Here is a 14,090-nt window from a genome sequence, read left to right as displayed (position 1 = left end):
CTCACGGCGGGCAGCGCGCTGGCCCTGGCGGGGCTCTCCGCCTGGCTCATCACCAAGGCGTGGACGATGCCGCCCGTGCTCGCGCTCTCGCTGGCCGTGACGTCGGTGCGCGGGCTCGGCATCACCCGCGGGCTGATGCGCTACGTCGAGCGGCTCGCGAGCCACCGGGTCGCGCTGCGCGGGCTCACCGAGCTGCGGGCAGCGCTGTACCTGCGCCTGGCCGGCGCCGCGCCCGCCGAATCCGTCCGGCTCTCCGACGGCGAGCTCCTCGCCCGCACCGGCGCCGACGTCGACGCGGTCGGTGATGCGTTGGTGCGCACCGTGATCCCCGCCGCGGTGGCCGCGACGGTCTCGGTCGCGGCGAGCGCCTGGATGTGGTTCCTCGATCCCCGCGCCGGCCTCGCGCTCGCGGTGTGCCTGCTGCTCGCGGGGTTCGTCGCGCCGTGGCTGACCGCCCGCGCCACCCGCGACCGCGCGGCCGCGGAGGCCGCCGGGAGCGAGGCCTTCGGCGCCGCACCCGACGCTGCGGCTGGGCGCATTGGTCCTCGAACCCGGCGACCGCCTCGCGGTGCGCGGCGCCTCCGGGTCCGGCAAGACGACGCTGCTGCTCGCCCTGGCGGGCCTCGACGACCGCGGCGGCGAGGTGCTCGTCGACGGGGCGCCCGCGCGCGAGTACGCGGACCTGCCCGCGGCGGTGGGCTTCTTCGGCGAGGCGGCGCACGTCTTCGCGACGACGGTGGCCGAGAACTGCCGCGTGGCGCGGGGCGACGCGACCGACGGCGAGATCGACGCCGCGCTGCGCCGGGTGGGGCTGGGGCACTGGCTCGACGGGCTCCCCGGCGGCGTGCTCACCCCGCTCGAGGACGGCGCCGCGTCGCTGTCGGGCGGGCAGCGGCGCCGGCTGCTGCTGGCGCGGGCGCTACTCAGCCCCGCCGCCGTGATCCTGCTCGACGAACCCACCGAGCACCTCGACGACGCCGACGCGCAGCGGCTGCTCGCCGAGATCCTCGACCCCGGCGGGCTGTTCCCCGGCCGCACGGTCGTGGTCGCGGGGCACGCGGACCCGGGCACGGACGTGCGTCAGTGGGAGATGGAGCGGCTCAGGTCGGCGTAGCGCTCGGCGTCGGCGCGCTCCGCGTCGGTCGCACGCAGGATCGCGTGCAGCGCGTCCTCGCCCAGGTACAGGCGCGTCGGCGGGTCGGGCATCGTCGAGACGGTCACCAGGGCCCGGGCGAGCAGCGCGGGGTCGCCGCCCTGATTGTGATTGAGCCGGTCCAGCGCGCCCAGCGTCCCGGCGACGGCGGCGTAGTCGTCGATGGCGGCGGCCGGCCGGCGGCTGGATGACGCGTCGAGGAAATCGGTGCGCACGCCGCCGGGGCAGATGGCGACCGCGTGCAGGCCGAGCGGCGCGACCTCGGCGTCGAGGGCCTCCGTGAGCATCAGCACCGCCGCCTTGGAGGCGCTGTAGATCCCCTGCGCGGGGCCCGTGACGCTCGCGGAGATCGACGCGAGGTTGAGGATGCGGCCGGAGCGGCGATCGCGCATGCCCGGCAGGACGGCCTGCGTCACCGTCAGCACGCCGAACACGTTGACGTCGAAGTTGGCCCGCACGTCCTCGAGGGAGACCTCCTCCACCGCGCCGAGCAGCGAATACCCGGCGTTGTTGACCAGCACGTCGATGTGCCCGAACTCGGTCTGCACCTGCGCGACCGCGCGCCGCACGTCGCGCTCGTCGGTGAGATCGACGGCGAGGGCGAGCAGGTTCGGATCCCGGAGCTCGGCGGAGAGTCTCTCGGGGCTGCGGGTGGTGGCCGCGACGCGCGCGCCGCTCGCGAGCGCGGCCTTCACCACTTCCAGGCCGATGCCCTTGGACGCGCCGGTCACCAGCCACACGGGGGGGTCGGTCATGACTCCATGGTGCTCCCGGTGGCTCAGTCGCGCAGGATTCCCGCGATCGCCGCGTCGACCGCCGCCTCCGCGAGCGGCCACTGCTGATCGCCGGGGAGGTGGTGCAGCGGGCCGCGCAGCGCCATCTCGGCGAAGCCGTGCACCATCGACCAGCAGGACCAGGTGGCGGACCGTCGGGCCGCGGGGCGCAGCAGGCCCGCGTGCACCATGAGGTCCAGGGCGTCCGACAGCGCGAGGTAGGGCGGAATGCCGTTGAGCGACTCCGGGTCCGGCACCTCGTCGCCGAAGAAGCACACCGAGAACCAGCCGGGTTCCGCGAGGGCGAAAGCGATGTAGCCGAGGCCCACGGCCCGCAGGCGCTCGACGGGGCCGTGGTCGGGGCTCACGGGCATGGCGTCGGCCATGCGCTGCTCGATGGCGGCGCTCACGGCCCGCAGCAGGGCCAGCCGGTCGGGGAAGTGGCGGTACGCGGCGTTGGGGCTCACGCCGACCCGGCGGGTGACCTCGCGGATGGTCAGCGCCGACGGTCCGCCGGCGCGGGTGACCTCCAGGCCCGCGTCGACCAGCGCCTGCGCCAGGTCCCCGTGGTGATACGCCATGCCCTTGTGTCCTCCGTCCGTCAAGTGTACGGTGTGAACATAACAGATGTGGACGCTGTGAACATGTGAGGAGTCGTCATGCCCGCCATTCCGCCCGTCGTCGATCGCGAGACCTGGCAGAAGGAGGTGGACGCGCTGCGGATCCGCGAGAAGGCCGCCACCCGCGAGCTGGACGCCATCGCCGCGCAGCGGCGCGCGCTGCCCGCCGTCGAGTTGCCGGAGTACCGCCTCACCGCCGAGGATGGCAGCACCGTCACGCTGGCCGAGGTCTTCGACGGCAAGAGCCAGCTCATCACCTACCACCACATGTGGACCGACGGGAACGAGTGGCAGTGCCCCGGGTGCACCGGCGTCACCGCGCATTACGCCCGTACCGACTTCCTCGCGAACTGGGACGCCCGGATGGTCGTCATCACCAACGGTCCGATGGACGAGGTCCTCGCCTACAAGAAGCGCGTCGGGAACACGATGACGTGGTACTCGTCCGCCGGCTCCGATTTCGGCGCCGACATGGGAGCCGGCCCGGGCGAGGGCTTCGCCTACAACACCTTCGTGCGCGACGGCGACACCGTGTACCGGCAGTGGCACACGACCTCTCGCGGCGCGGAGCAGGTCTCCTACACCTTCGGCCTGCTCGACGTGCTGCCGTACGGGCGGCAGGAGGAGTGGCAGCAGGTGCCCGACGGCTGGCCGCAGGGCCCGACCTACTCGCGCTGGGCGTCCTCGAAGCAGTTCGCGGAGTGGTACGGCGAGAACGCCTCCTGACCTGTGTGTTCGCCCTCCGGATAATTCCGTTGCCGACGCCTCGGAGCGGGCGTAGCGTCGAAGGCGTCAACGGAAAGGAGGTGGTCCGAGAAATGGTGAATTTCAAGGCGGGTCGCCGTGACCTGCGAGTAGCGCAGTAGGTGTAGCAGACCGTTGCTACATCACGGCGCATCGCATCCTCTGCGGCTCGCCGAGATAGCCGAAAGAGCCCCCGGGTGTCCACTAGGTCAGTGGGCTCCGGGGGCTCTCGCGTTTGCAGTTCTCGCTGCGTCTGGCTCGCCGCGCCCGCTACGCTCACAGACATATCCAGAATGATCCCCGCGGGCCACGTCGTCACAGGCCAGACCATCTCTGCCGAAGGGCACACGTTCGTTGTCCTACGCACCTCAAGTCGTTGGAAGGCCGGGGCACCGCCAAGTTTTCCGGCCGCGATATTGACGGCCGCGACGTAAGCCTTGAGCTGATCCCGTCGGGCACGCTGGTCATTGTCTACGACGACTGAGGACGCGCAAACGACCAAGTCGCATCGTTATGCTCGGGCCGCCCTCACCGCGGTTACGAAAGTGGTGAGGGCATCGTCGAATGCCTCACGGGCGCTATCCCTCTCATCTGCCCATGCCCAATCAGCCTCTTCAGCATCCGCGGGCCGGATTCGCGCGCTTCGCATCACGGCATCGAGATACGCGACGTGCTCATCGCGTAGGTTGCCCGCGGCGATCGCGACACTCGCGGGAGCCACGATTTGGACGTGGGCAAGCGCGGTGAGCACAAGGTTCGCCATTTCGCCTCCACGCTCCATGTAGCTGTCGAACTCGGCGTCTGTGAGTGTCTTTGACACCAGACCGCGCTCAGCGTGCTCCTGCCGGGTGCGCAGGTCTTCAACGAGTGAGCTGGACCTCTTCACCGCGCTGAGAAGATCAACCGCAGCGTCCGCAATCGCCTGCTCCAGAGCGCTCTGTCTGTTCTCCGCCGCGACTCGGCGAGTCGTGCGATGGCCGATGACCGTACCGATGATGCCCAGGGCGCCTACGAACGCCGTAATCCCCGCGGTAGCGAGCGGTACCCACCAAGGTGCAGTGCTCATGCAGGGGATCATAGGCCGCGCCAAGTCGGGCACCCCCGAAACGCGGCGGAAGGTATCGCCCGACCGGCCTGCCGTCGGTCGCAACCTGGCTTCGGCTATGGTCGTCCGACAGTTTCGGTCGAGCGAGCGGCGGAGTGGCAAATGTTAGAGTTCCTGAAATTTGGCATGGGTCCGATTATTGCAATAGTTGCAGTTCTAGCTAGTTTGTACTACTTCATCCACAACAAGAAGCGAAAGAAGATCTCGCTCGAGGTGCGCACACAGGCTCTCATGCAACCAGCTGCCCGAAAGCATGACGACAACCTCCGAATGACATTCAATGACACGCTAGTGACCGACCCGCACATAGTTGAGATAACAATTCGAAACACTGGTCACAAGGACGTTTCGAGCAAGGACTTCGACGGCGATGACCCAGTTACATTCACGGTGAGCGCCCCAATCGTGGCAGACCTCCCGAACTCGGATCTCCCGAGCAAAATTGTCACAGACAAGGAGGCAGGGAAGATCCTGGTACACCCTAGGAAGATCGCAGTGCGCGAAGAGATTCAGACCCGATTCCTGGTAGATGGAGTCCCGAAGATTGAACTCGAAAACAGCCCGCTTCTCGACACTGACATCACAGACGCGAGAAACGAACGAATTGGCGGGATTCTCCAGATTTTCACTGAATCACTGCGGACCATAGGCGATGCCCTCATAGGCGGAATAGGTGGAGGATTCTCCGCCTCCGTCGTAGAGGTTCTGATTGGTCGCAAGCGGGGCTAGCGCGCCTTTCCTGCTTCTCGATGAACACCTCGCGCGCGGAGCGCCGGATCCGGCGAGAGCCCGATCTTGAAGCTTTTGAGCCCATGGTTCATGAAGTTGTACATGTGGCGTGTGCTGCACTGCAGCTTCTCAGCCACCTGCGCTACCGTGAGGACGTCGTTCATTACTCGGCCCACAGCGCCGCTCGTGCACGGTCCGACAGCATCGCGTCGGCTCGTCGCTCCACGCAGCCCGCGACAGCCCGCAGGCGCACAGGCGTGTCCTCGGTCCTCCATGCGACGACCGCCGCAACGTAGCTCGCAGACTGTAGGAGGGGGTACCTCATCGCGCCGACGTTGCCACGCTCGCGCCGAACGTCGAAAAAGCCATTCATGATCCGTGTCCTTCCGCTCATGTTTTGAACACAGTTGTACGCCCAGGAATGTAGACGCACAAGAGCGTGATTTGCACACGGTTCGATTGGTGCGAATGGCGTGAACGATTAGGTGTACGGATAGCTCGAGAGCAATTGTCGGAGCTTACGATATCGGCTCGTGCAGATTTCTACAGAGCACGAGGAATGGTTGACCCAACGGCTATCACGTGTTATAAGCGACCCTACTGGGGGTGCCCCGTCTTCAGCGGCGGCCAAGGATAGTCTGATTTCCGCCCGTGGTCCGCGACGACTCCTTGCAGTGCTCTTTGCGAGCTCGGCGGTCTTCTTCCGATCGAAGGTGCCCGCCGAGCGGGTGCGGCCGTCAGCGTCCCGGTAGAGGCCCCTGTAGCGCCCCGTCGTCGTCTTCTGCGCCCCCATGCCGGAAGTGTAGCGCTCGGTGTAGCAGCGGAAGTGCTACACCGACTGACAACTGTGGACGCCAGTATACAGCCATGGATGCCGTGCGAACGCTCTACTGGCCTGGTCAAGCGGTAGAAGTCACGCCGATGTGCATTGGAGGAGTGGATATGATTTCCGCTGGGATGGAAGTGGTGAATTTCAGGACTGAGGAGGTGGCCGCCGCCTGACGGCGGTCGCCCACCTGGAATACGGCAGGCCCCGGGAGCGCGTGATGTTCACGCCCCCGGGGCCTGTTGCGTTCGATGGGTCGCCTTGCCGGGCGGGCCGTGGCGCAGGGGCTCCCGCACCCGTTTCACCCGAGCGCACCCGGTACGCCGGGTGCGGCCGCGCGGACAGGGTGCGGATGGGGTCCCGCACCCGACCCCGCCCGCGGCGGTCGAGGGTCAGCCCGCGTAGCGGCCCAGCTTGGCGCTCAGGCGGGGGACGAGCTCGCCGTCGGCGTCGACGCGCTCCTCGACGTAGGCGAGGGCGCCGCCCTGCTCGACGAGGCCGTACAGGCGCTTCGCGGCGCCGGCCAGCGGCGAGGTCTTGGAGCGGATCACCACGTCGGCCTCCAGCTCCCATGCGGTCTGGGAGACGGGCTTGCCGTAGTACAGCTCGACGATGCCGCTGGCGTGGGTGACGACGAACTCGATCTCGTCGTCCTCGCCGATGCGCCAGAAGCCGGCCTCACGGAGATCCGGCTCGGAGAACTCGCCCTGCTCGTCCAGCTTCCACGACCGTGCTTCCCACGAGAGGAAGTTCTGGCCGTCGTGGCTGACGATGATCTGCTGGCCGAAGTGGTAGTCGCCCGAGGCGTCGTGACCCTCGCCCTCGCCGCGCCAGATGCCGACGAGGGGGAGCAGGCCGAGGAGGCCGTCGTGGAGGTTCGGGCCCTGCCGGAGGTTCGCCGTGTCATCGGCGAGCGGGAGCCCGGGAAGGTTCGAGACGTTGCGCGACGAGGTGGTCTCGGCACGCTCGATGGCGGCGTCGAGCGCCTCCTGACCGGCGCCGACGGGCGCTGCGGTCTCGGGCGCCTGAGCGGCCTCAGCCGGCGGGGTGCTCTCGTCGCTCACGGCGGACTACTGCCCGTCGGTGAGGACGCGGTACATCACGAAGATCGCGAACGCGAAGATCGCGACCGACGCCACCGCCATGAGGATCTCGAAGAAGATGACCATGGCCTCGATACTAACCCCCGGCTCGCGGGCGCTCGCAACCGCACGAGTCCCGGTGGTGGAAGGCTGTGGGCAATCTCTCGACGCGCCGCGCACCGTCGAATCCCTCGATCCGTTCGACGAGCAGATCGACGCATCGCCGCCCGATGGCCTCGACGTCCTGCGCCGCGGCGGTGAGGCCCGGGGAGAACAGGTCGGACCACTCGAAGTCGTCGTAGGCGACGAGGGCGACGTCGTCGGGAACGCGCAGGTCCAGCTCCCGAAGGCCGCGCATCGCGCCGACCGTCATCTCGTTGTTGAGCACGACGAGCCCCGTGGGGCGCGGGGCGCGGCTGCGGAACATGGCCAGGGTCTGGGCCCGGGCCTCGTCGGCGCGCGAGTCCCCGCAGCGCACGTGCCGGGGCGCGGCGCGCAGGCCCGCGGCGGCCATGGCGCGGGTGAACCCCTCGGTCCGCTCCTCGGTGGACTGGATGCCGGGCCGTCCGGTGAGGACGCCGATGTGCCGGTGCCCCAGCTCGGCGAGGTGCGTGGTCAGCCGGACGACGGGCTCGGCGCCCTCGGACGCCACCTGGTCGACATCGGCGGGGGAGAGCCGGTCGATGAGCACCAGCGGCGTCCCGGCCGCCTGGACGGTCGGGATGGTCCGCTGCTCGGACCCCGGAGCGGGGGCCATGATGAGCCCGTCCACCCGGCGGTCGAGGAGCGAGCCGACGAGTCGGTGCTCGATGTCGGTGTCGTCGTGGGAGTCGCCCATCATCAGCGTGTAGCCGAGCTCGCCGGAGCGGGACTCGATCGCGCGCATGAGCGGGCCGAAGTACGGATTGCGTCCCGCCGCGATGCTCAGCGCGAGGACCCCCGACCGCGACGTGGCGAGCGCGGCCGCCAGGGCGTTGCGCCGGTAGCCGGTGGCCTCGATCGCCGCGAGGACCGCGTCCCGGGTGCGCGGGTCCACGCGCCGCGTCTCGTTGATCACGTGGGAGACCGTGCTGATCGACACGCCGGCGGCGGCGGCGACGTCGGCCATGTTTCCCATCCGCCCAGTCTGCCCGCCCCCGAATCGGGCGCGCAAGCGTTTGCGCAAACCCTTGCGGGGTTCTCAACTGCGGGTATAGCGTCGCACTCACTCGGAGCCATGTGATCCGCAACACAGTCGAACGGAGTCCCCCATGTCGAATCGGAAGACCCTGCGCATCGCGGCGGCGTGCTGCGCCCTCACGGTCAGCCTGACCTCGGTGGCCGCCTGCAACCGCGACGGCGGCTCGTCGGGCGGCGTCAAGGTCGGCCTGATCACGAAGACCGACACGAACCCGTTCTTCGTCAAGATCCGCGAGGCCGCGAAGAAGCAGGCCGACGCGAAGGGCGCGAGCCTGGTCGCGCTCGCCGGCAAGTTCGACGGGGACAACGAGGGGCAGGTCGCCGCGATCGAGAACCTGGTCAGCCAGGGCGTCAAGGGCATCCTCATCACCCCGAACTCGTCCACCGGCATCCTCGCGGCGATCAAGAAGGCCCGCGACGCGGGCGTCGTCGTCATCGCCCTCGACACCGCGACCGATCCCGAGAGCGCCGTCGACGCGACCTTCGCCACCGACAACAAGGAGGCGGGCCGGCTGCAGGGCGCGTGGGTCAAGGGCGCGCTCGCCGGCAAGCCGGCGAAGCTGCTCATGCTCGACGGGACCCCGGGCAGCACCGTCTCCGAGTTCCGCCACCAGGGCTTCCTGCAGGGCATCGGGCTCGCGGAGAACGCGCCCGAGGTGGCGGGCACGGAGACCACGAACGGTGACCAGACCAAGGCGCAGACGGCGATGGAGAACCTGCTGCAACGCGTCCCGGACGCCAACGCGCTGTACACGATCAACGAGCCCGCCGCGGCCGGCGGCTACGAGGCGGCGAAGAAGGCGGGCAAGGCCGCGCAACTGGCGATCGGCTCGATCGACGGCAGCTGCACGGGCGTCGACAACGTGAAGAAGGGCGTCATCGGCGCCACCGTGCTGCAGTTCCCGGCGAAGATGGCCGAGCAGGGGGTGGACGCCGTGGTCGCCTTCGCCAAGGACGGCACCAAGCCCACCGGCTTCACCAACACGGGTTCCCAGCTGGTGACGGACAAGCCGGTCGCGGGTGTGGAATCGAAGGACACCGCGTGGGGCGCGCAGAACTGCTGGGGGCAGGCGTGAGCCTGGCCCGGCCCTCCCTGGCGAGCGTCCTGCGAGAACCTCTCGCAGGACCGCTCGCCGCCCTCGTCGTCGCCTGCGTGGTCTTCTTCATCCTCACGCCGCAGTTCGCGACGGGGTACAACATCTCGCTGATCCTGCAGCAGTCCATGGTGATCGGGATCCTCGCCGTCGCACAGTCGCTCATCATCCTGACGGCGGGCATCGACCTGTCCATCGGCGCGACGTGCGTGCTCGGCACCGTCGTCCTGGCGAAGGTCGCGGGCACCGACCCCGTTCTCGCGATGGCGGCCGCGCTCGGCGTCTGCCTCCTGATCGGCGCCGTCAACGGCGCCCTCGTGACGCTGCTCAAGCTGCCGCCGTTCATCGTCACGCTCGGCATGTTCACCATCGTGGCGGCCGCGACGCAGCTGTACGCGGGCTCGCAGACCTACCGCGTGGCCGACGGCCCGCTCACCTTCCTGGGCAAGGGCTTCGACGTCGCGGGCTTCCCCCTCACGCTGGGCCTACTCGTGCTCCTCGTGGTGTACGCCGCGGCCTGGTACGTGCTCAACCGCACCGCCACCGGACGGCACGTCTACGCCGTGGGCGGTAACCCGGTCTCGGCGTCGCTCGCGGGCATCAAGACCGCCAAGACCGTCTTCGGCGTGTACCTGGCGTCGGGGCTCATCGCGATGATCGCGGCGTGGGCCGCGCTCGGCCGCATCCCCACGGCGGACCCGAACGCCTTCCAGACCGCCAACCTCGACACCATCACGGCGGTCGTCATCGGCGGCATCAGCCTCTTCGGCGGCCGCGGTTCGGTGCTGGGCACGCTGGTCGGCGCGCTCATCGTCGGCGTGCTGCGCAACGGCCTCACGCTGGTGGGGATCGATAACCTGTACCAGAACATCGCAACCGGCGTCCTCGTGATCGCCGCCGTTGCGCTGGACCAGATCTCCCGCAGGAGGCTGCAATGAGCGAGCGGGTTCCGGTGCTCCAGGCGCGCGGCCTGGTCAAGAACTACGGGCAGGTCCGGGCCATCGCGGGCGCCGATTTCGACCTGCGCGCGGGCGAGGTGCTGGCGGTGATCGGGGACAACGGCGCGGGGAAGTCGAGTCTCATCAAAGCCCTGTCGGGAGCGGTGATCCCGAACGAGGGCGAGATCCTGCTCGACGGTGCGCCCGTGCACTTCCGGAGCACCCTCGACGCCCGCAACGCCGGCATCGAGACCGTCTACCAGGACCTCGCCGTGATCCCCGCCCTCGACATCGCCGCGAACGTCTACCTGGGGCGCGAGCTCCGCAAGCCCGGGGTCCTCGGCTCGGTGTTCCGCCAGCTCGACCGCCGGGCGATGCGCGATGCCGCCGCCGGCCACCTCGCGGACCTCAAGATCGGCATCACGTCCCCGACGCAGACGGTCGAGACCCTGTCCGGCGGGCAGCGGCAGGGCGTCGCGGTGGTGCGGGCGGCCGCCTTCGGCAAGAAGGTGATCATCATGGACGAGCCCACCGCGGCCCTCGGTGTGCGCGAGTCCGGCCAGGTCATCGACCTCATCCGGCAGATCCGCGACCGGGGCACGCCGGTGATCCTCATCAGCCACGACATGCCGCACGTCTTCGAGGTGGCCGATCGCATCCACGTGCACCGGCTCGGTCGGCGCGCCGCGGTCGTGGATCCGAAGCAGCGCAGCATGTCCGAGGTGGTAGCGCTGATGACGGGCGCGCTGGCCCCCACCGACGAGGAGGCGGCCGGTGGGCCGTAACGGGCCTCGGGGACTGTTCGTCGGGCTCGCCACCGTCGACGTCATCTCCCGCGTCGCCCAGTCGCCGCCCCGCAACGGCAAGGCGACCGCGCTCCGGCAGGACGTCTCCGGCGGCGGCCCGGCGCTCAACGCCGCGGCGGTCTTCGCCGCGCTCGGCGGGCGCGCCGTGCTCGCCGCCCCGGTCGGCGACACCGCCCTCGGGCGGCTGGTGCGCGAGGACCTCGCCGCGTGCGGCGTCGAGCTCATCGACTTCGCGCCGCCGGGTTTCGCGCCGCCGGTCTCGGCCGTCACGGTCCACGCCCCCACGGGCGACCGGCAGGTGGTCTCCTTCGACGGCTCCGGATACCCCGACGCCGTGCCGCCGATCGGTGCCGAAGGCATCGACGTGATGCTCCTCGACGGGCACGGCCCCGCCGCCGCGCGATCCGCGATGCGCGGCGCCGTCGCCGCGGGCGTGCCCACGGTCCTCGACGCCGGCCGCTGGCGCCCCGTCTTCGCCGACCTGCTACCGCTCGCCGCGCACGCCGTGTGTTCCGCGGACTTCCGCCTGCCCGAGGGCGTCCCGTCGCCTCCGGTCGTCGCCGTGACCGACGGTGCCGGGCCGATCCGGTACCGGGACAACGGAGTGGAGGGCACCGTCGACGTACCGGCGGTGCCGGTGGTCGATACGCTCGGGGCGGGCGACGTGCTGCACGGCGCGTACGCCTTCGCGATCGCGCGGGGCGACGCGGTCGCCGACGCACTGCGGTTCGCGGCGGGACACGCCTCCGCGAAGTGCCGGTATCCGGGGGTGAGGGCGTGGCTGGAGACGCTGTGAGCGGCGAGCTGCTCGCTCGCGCACGGGAACTGATCGCGCGGCCGGGCCGCGCACTGCTCGGCGTCGCGGGGGCTCCCGCGTCCGGGAAGTCGACGCTCGCCGAGCGGCTCGTGGCCGCGCTCGGCGACGATGCGGTGCTGGTGCCCATGGACGGATTCCACCTCGACGACGCCGTGCTGCGCCGGCACGGCAGCTGGGAGCGCAAGGGAGCCATCGACACCTTCGACGACGCGGGCTTCGCCGAGCTGCTGCACCGCCTGCGCGCGGCCGAGGGCACCGTCTACGCGCCGCGCTTCGACCGCGGCCTCGAGGCGTCGATCGGCGGCGCCATCGAGGTGGGGCCGCGCGTCCCGCTCGTGGTCACCGAGGGCAACTACCTGCTCGCCGGGACCGGTGCCTGGCCGCGCGCCCGGGCGGCGCTCGACGAGGTGTGGTTCCTGCGCATCGACGCCGCGCTGCGCCGCGAGCGACTCGTCGCGCGGCACATGCGATTCGGCCGCGGCCCCGAGGAGGCTCGCGCGCGGGCCGACGGCACCGACGAGACCAACGCCCGGCTCATCGAGGCCACGGCGGAGCGCGCCGACCGCGTCGTCGACGGGACGTAGCCCCGGCGACGACGCCGCCGCACCCGGCTCACGCCGGCGCGCGCTCCGCGGGCGCGGAGGCCGCCGGGGCGTCGACCGCAGCGGCGTCGACCGGGGCGGCCGGACGTCGCGGCGCGAAGAGGAACGACGTGGCCGCCGCGACGGCGACGATGACGGCGACCACGGTCATGGAGGCGGACAGGCCGTCCATGAAGGCGGTCCGGACGGCGTCGGCGAGCTGGGCGCCGGCGGTACCGAGCCGTTCGGCGACGGCCAGGCCGCCCGCGGCCGACTCGTGCGCGGTCTCCGCGGCCTCGGGCGGAAGTCCGGTGAGGTCGGGCAGATTCGCCGTGTAGGTCGAGCTGTACACCGCGCCCATGAGGGCGATGCCGATGGCCGATCCGACCTCGCGCGTGGTGTCGTTCATGGCGGAGGCCACGCCCTGCTTCGCGATCGGCAGGGAGCCGACGATCGCGGTGGTCCCGGTCGAGCTGGCCAGTCCGATACCGACCCCCGCGATCATCAGGCCGCACAGGAACGGGAGGTAGCCCGAGCCGGCGTCCATCCGCGAGACGGTGACGAATCCCGCGGCCAGGAGCACCAGGGCCAGGCCCATCGTCACGTTCATCCCGAGGCGGTCGACGACCCTCGGGGTGGCGAGCGAGACGGGAACGACGACGGCCGCGACGGGGATCAGCGCCACGGCGCTGTGGAGCGGGCTGTATCCGAGGATGAGCTGGAGGTACTGCAGGCCGACGAAGAGGAAACCGAACAGCGCCATGAACTGCACCACGACGACCACGCCCCCGGCCCGGAAGCCGGAGATGCGGAACAGGCGCGGGTCGAGCAGGGGGTGTTCGGTGCGCATCCCCGCGATCGCGTAGCCCGCGAAGGCGACGACACAGACGGCGAGCGAGGCGAGGACGACCGGTTCGGTCCAGCTCGTCTCGTTGCCCTCGATGATCGCGAAGACGAGCGTTCCGATGCCCACCGTGGTGAAGAGGGCGCCCAGCAGATCGGGACGGTGCGTCTCCTCCTCGCGGGTGTTCCGGGCCAGCAGGAGCGCGGCGATCCCCGCGGCCACGGCCATCGCCGCGCTGACGTAGAAGATCGAGCGCCACGACCACACCTCGAGCATCGCGCCGGCGCCGACGAGGCCGAGTATCGCTCCTGCCGAGGCGAAGCCGGACCACGCCGCGACGCCGCGGGGCCGCTGCTCCTCGGGGAAGGTCGCGGTGATGGTCGACAGGGTGCCGGGCATGATCATCGCCGCCCCCAGCCCCATCACGATCCGCCACGCGATCAGCTGGTCGGCGGAGTCCGACAGCCCGGCGAACAGAGCGCCGACCGCGAAGACGACGGTGCCGACGACGAGGACTTTGCGCCGGCCGAGCCGATCGCCGAGCGCGCCGAGCGGCAGCACGAGAGCGGCGAGCGCCACGGTGTACGCGTCGGCGATCCACGTCAGCTGAGCGTTGTCGGCACCCAGCGTCACCGCGAGCTCGGGCATCGCCAGATTGATCGCGGACACGGACGCCACCACGAGGACCAGCGCCAGGCACATGGAGAACAGGACGCCGGTGGTCCCGGCGCGCTCGCCGGGCCGCGCGCCGGCGGCGGGGGAATGGATGGTCACGGGCTACCTCCGAAAACGACTGATG

General features: G+C 70.3%; 16 protein-coding genes. 8 read left to right on the top strand and 8 right to left on the bottom strand.

Features of this window, described 5'->3' with window-relative positions:
* Positions 1–140: 140 nt before the first annotated feature.
* Positions 141–539 (bottom strand): hypothetical protein, encoded by a 399-nt coding sequence (locus ACNAYW_RS06480; protein WP_415848895.1) that lies wholly within the window; start codon positions 537–539, stop codon positions 141–143.
* On the opposite strand from ACNAYW_RS06480, the gene ACNAYW_RS06475 reads away from it, so the two are divergent.
* Positions 539–1,114, top strand: coding sequence for an ATP-binding cassette domain-containing protein (locus ACNAYW_RS06475; protein ID WP_415848894.1), 576 nt, complete (start codon positions 539–541; stop codon positions 1,112–1,114). The genes ACNAYW_RS06480 and ACNAYW_RS06475 overlap by 1 nt on opposite strands.
* Here the strand turns inward: ACNAYW_RS06475 and ACNAYW_RS06470 are convergent.
* Both ACNAYW_RS06470 and ACNAYW_RS06465 read right to left on the bottom strand, forming a co-directional pair.
* Positions 1,081–1,908, bottom strand: coding sequence for an SDR family oxidoreductase (locus ACNAYW_RS06470; protein ID WP_415848893.1), 828 nt, complete (start codon positions 1,906–1,908; stop codon positions 1,081–1,083). The genes ACNAYW_RS06475 and ACNAYW_RS06470 overlap by 34 nt on opposite strands.
* A gap of 23 nt (positions 1,909–1,931) precedes the next feature.
* Complete coding sequence (locus ACNAYW_RS06465) at positions 1,932–2,531, bottom strand: TetR/AcrR family transcriptional regulator (protein WP_415848892.1); 600 nt, start codon at positions 2,529–2,531, stop codon at positions 1,932–1,934.
* A 54-nt stretch (positions 2,532–2,585) separates the two neighbouring features.
* Here ACNAYW_RS06465 and ACNAYW_RS06460 point away from each other — a divergent pair, with 54 nt between their 5' ends.
* Positions 2,586–3,272, top strand: a complete 687-nt coding sequence (locus ACNAYW_RS06460; RefSeq protein WP_415848891.1) for a DUF899 family protein — start codon at positions 2,586–2,588, stop codon at positions 3,270–3,272.
* A gap of 529 nt (positions 3,273–3,801) precedes the next feature.
* On the opposite strand, the gene ACNAYW_RS06455 is transcribed toward ACNAYW_RS06460, so the two are convergent.
* Positions 3,802–4,356: a hypothetical protein gene (locus ACNAYW_RS06455; protein ID WP_415848890.1), complete on the bottom strand. Its 555-nt coding sequence runs from the start codon at positions 4,354–4,356 to the stop codon at positions 3,802–3,804.
* Positions 4,357–4,497: 141 nt separating this feature from the next.
* Between ACNAYW_RS06455 and ACNAYW_RS06450 the strand changes: the two genes are divergently transcribed.
* Positions 4,498–5,124, top strand: a complete 627-nt coding sequence (locus tag ACNAYW_RS06450; protein ID WP_415848889.1) for a hypothetical protein — start codon at positions 4,498–4,500, stop codon at positions 5,122–5,124.
* Here ACNAYW_RS06450 and ACNAYW_RS06445 read toward each other — a convergent pair.
* The 3 genes from ACNAYW_RS06445 to ACNAYW_RS06435 all read right to left on the bottom strand — a co-directional run bounded on the left by ACNAYW_RS06445 (position 5,121) and on the right by ACNAYW_RS06435 (position 8,149).
* Positions 5,121–5,261: a hypothetical protein gene (locus ACNAYW_RS06445; protein WP_415848888.1), complete on the bottom strand. Its 141-nt coding sequence runs from the start codon at positions 5,259–5,261 to the stop codon at positions 5,121–5,123. The two genes, ACNAYW_RS06450 and ACNAYW_RS06445, sit on opposite strands and share 4 nt — an antisense overlap.
* Positions 5,262–6,342: 1,081 nt before the next feature.
* The gene (locus ACNAYW_RS06440; RefSeq protein WP_415848887.1) at positions 6,343–7,014 is read right to left on the bottom strand and encodes a heme-binding beta-barrel domain-containing protein; all 672 of its coding nucleotides are present in this window, start codon (positions 7,012–7,014) and stop codon (positions 6,343–6,345) included.
* 115 nt (positions 7,015–7,129) lie between these two features.
* Positions 7,130–8,149, bottom strand: coding sequence for a LacI family DNA-binding transcriptional regulator (locus tag ACNAYW_RS06435; protein WP_415848886.1), 1,020 nt, complete (start codon positions 8,147–8,149; stop codon positions 7,130–7,132).
* 133 nt (positions 8,150–8,282) lie between these two features.
* On the opposite strand from ACNAYW_RS06435, the gene ACNAYW_RS06430 reads away from it, so the two are divergent.
* From ACNAYW_RS06430 to ACNAYW_RS06410, 5 genes are read left to right on the top strand one after another with little or no spacing between them, the layout of a single operon-like run.
* Positions 8,283–9,287, top strand: coding sequence for a substrate-binding domain-containing protein (locus ACNAYW_RS06430; RefSeq protein ID WP_415848885.1), 1,005 nt, complete (start codon positions 8,283–8,285; stop codon positions 9,285–9,287).
* Positions 9,254–10,243 carry an ABC transporter permease gene (locus ACNAYW_RS06425; protein ID WP_415848884.1) on the top strand — a complete coding sequence of 330 codons (990 nt, stop codon included), beginning with the start codon at positions 9,254–9,256 and terminating at the stop codon, positions 10,241–10,243. Before ACNAYW_RS06430 ends, ACNAYW_RS06425 begins: the two co-directional genes overlap by 34 nt.
* On the top strand, positions 10,240–11,028 hold the full coding sequence (locus ACNAYW_RS06420; protein WP_415848883.1) for an ATP-binding cassette domain-containing protein: 789 nt from the start codon (positions 10,240–10,242) through the stop codon (positions 11,026–11,028). Before ACNAYW_RS06425 ends, ACNAYW_RS06420 begins: the two co-directional genes overlap by 4 nt.
* Entirely contained in the window at positions 11,018–11,845 is an 828-nt protein-coding gene (locus ACNAYW_RS06415; RefSeq protein WP_415848882.1) for a PfkB family carbohydrate kinase, read from the top strand. Before ACNAYW_RS06420 ends, ACNAYW_RS06415 begins: the two co-directional genes overlap by 11 nt.
* Positions 11,827–12,450 carry a nucleoside/nucleotide kinase family protein gene (locus tag ACNAYW_RS06410; RefSeq protein ID WP_415848881.1) on the top strand — a complete coding sequence of 208 codons (624 nt, stop codon included), beginning with the start codon at positions 11,827–11,829 and terminating at the stop codon, positions 12,448–12,450. Before ACNAYW_RS06415 ends, ACNAYW_RS06410 begins: the two co-directional genes overlap by 19 nt.
* A gap of 28 nt (positions 12,451–12,478) precedes the next feature.
* Here the strand turns inward: ACNAYW_RS06410 and ACNAYW_RS06405 are convergent, their stop codons facing one another.
* On the bottom strand, positions 12,479–14,065 hold the full coding sequence (locus ACNAYW_RS06405; RefSeq protein ID WP_415848880.1) for an MFS transporter: 1,587 nt from the start codon (positions 14,063–14,065) through the stop codon (positions 12,479–12,481).
* Positions 14,066–14,090 lie beyond the last annotated feature (25 nt).

It is taken from the genome of Tsukamurella ocularis (genome assembly GCF_965138335.1).
GTDB lineage: Bacteria > Actinomycetota > Actinomycetes > Mycobacteriales > Mycobacteriaceae > Tsukamurella > Tsukamurella ocularis_A.
The sequence above is the reverse complement of the archived record's forward strand: the minus strand, read 5'-3'. Positions and strand labels throughout refer to the sequence as shown.

What these genes read in the sequence shown, in the direction of transcription:
- ACNAYW_RS06480 (WP_415848895.1), bottom strand. Translation starts at nt 539, where the DNA reads ATGCGCCCAGCCGCAGCGTCGGGTGCGGCGCCGAAGGCCTCGCTCCCG.
- ACNAYW_RS06470 (WP_415848893.1), bottom strand. Translation starts at nt 1,908, where the DNA reads ATGACCGACCCCCCCGTGTGGCTGGTGACCGGCGCGTCCAAGGGCATC.
- ACNAYW_RS06460 (WP_415848891.1), top strand. Translation starts at nt 2,586, where the DNA reads ATGCCCGCCATTCCGCCCGTCGTCGATCGCGAGACCTGGCAGAAGGAG.
- ACNAYW_RS06455 (WP_415848890.1), bottom strand. Translation starts at nt 4,356, where the DNA reads ATGAGCACTGCACCTTGGTGGGTACCGCTCGCTACCGCGGGGATTACG.
- ACNAYW_RS06450 (WP_415848889.1), top strand. Translation starts at nt 4,498, where the DNA reads ATGTTAGAGTTCCTGAAATTTGGCATGGGTCCGATTATTGCAATAGTT.
- ACNAYW_RS06435 (WP_415848886.1), bottom strand. Translation starts at nt 8,149, where the DNA reads ATGGGAAACATGGCCGACGTCGCCGCCGCCGCCGGCGTGTCGATCAGC.
- ACNAYW_RS06430 (WP_415848885.1), top strand. Translation starts at nt 8,283, where the DNA reads ATGTCGAATCGGAAGACCCTGCGCATCGCGGCGGCGTGCTGCGCCCTC.
- ACNAYW_RS06420 (WP_415848883.1), top strand. Translation starts at nt 10,240, where the DNA reads ATGAGCGAGCGGGTTCCGGTGCTCCAGGCGCGCGGCCTGGTCAAGAAC.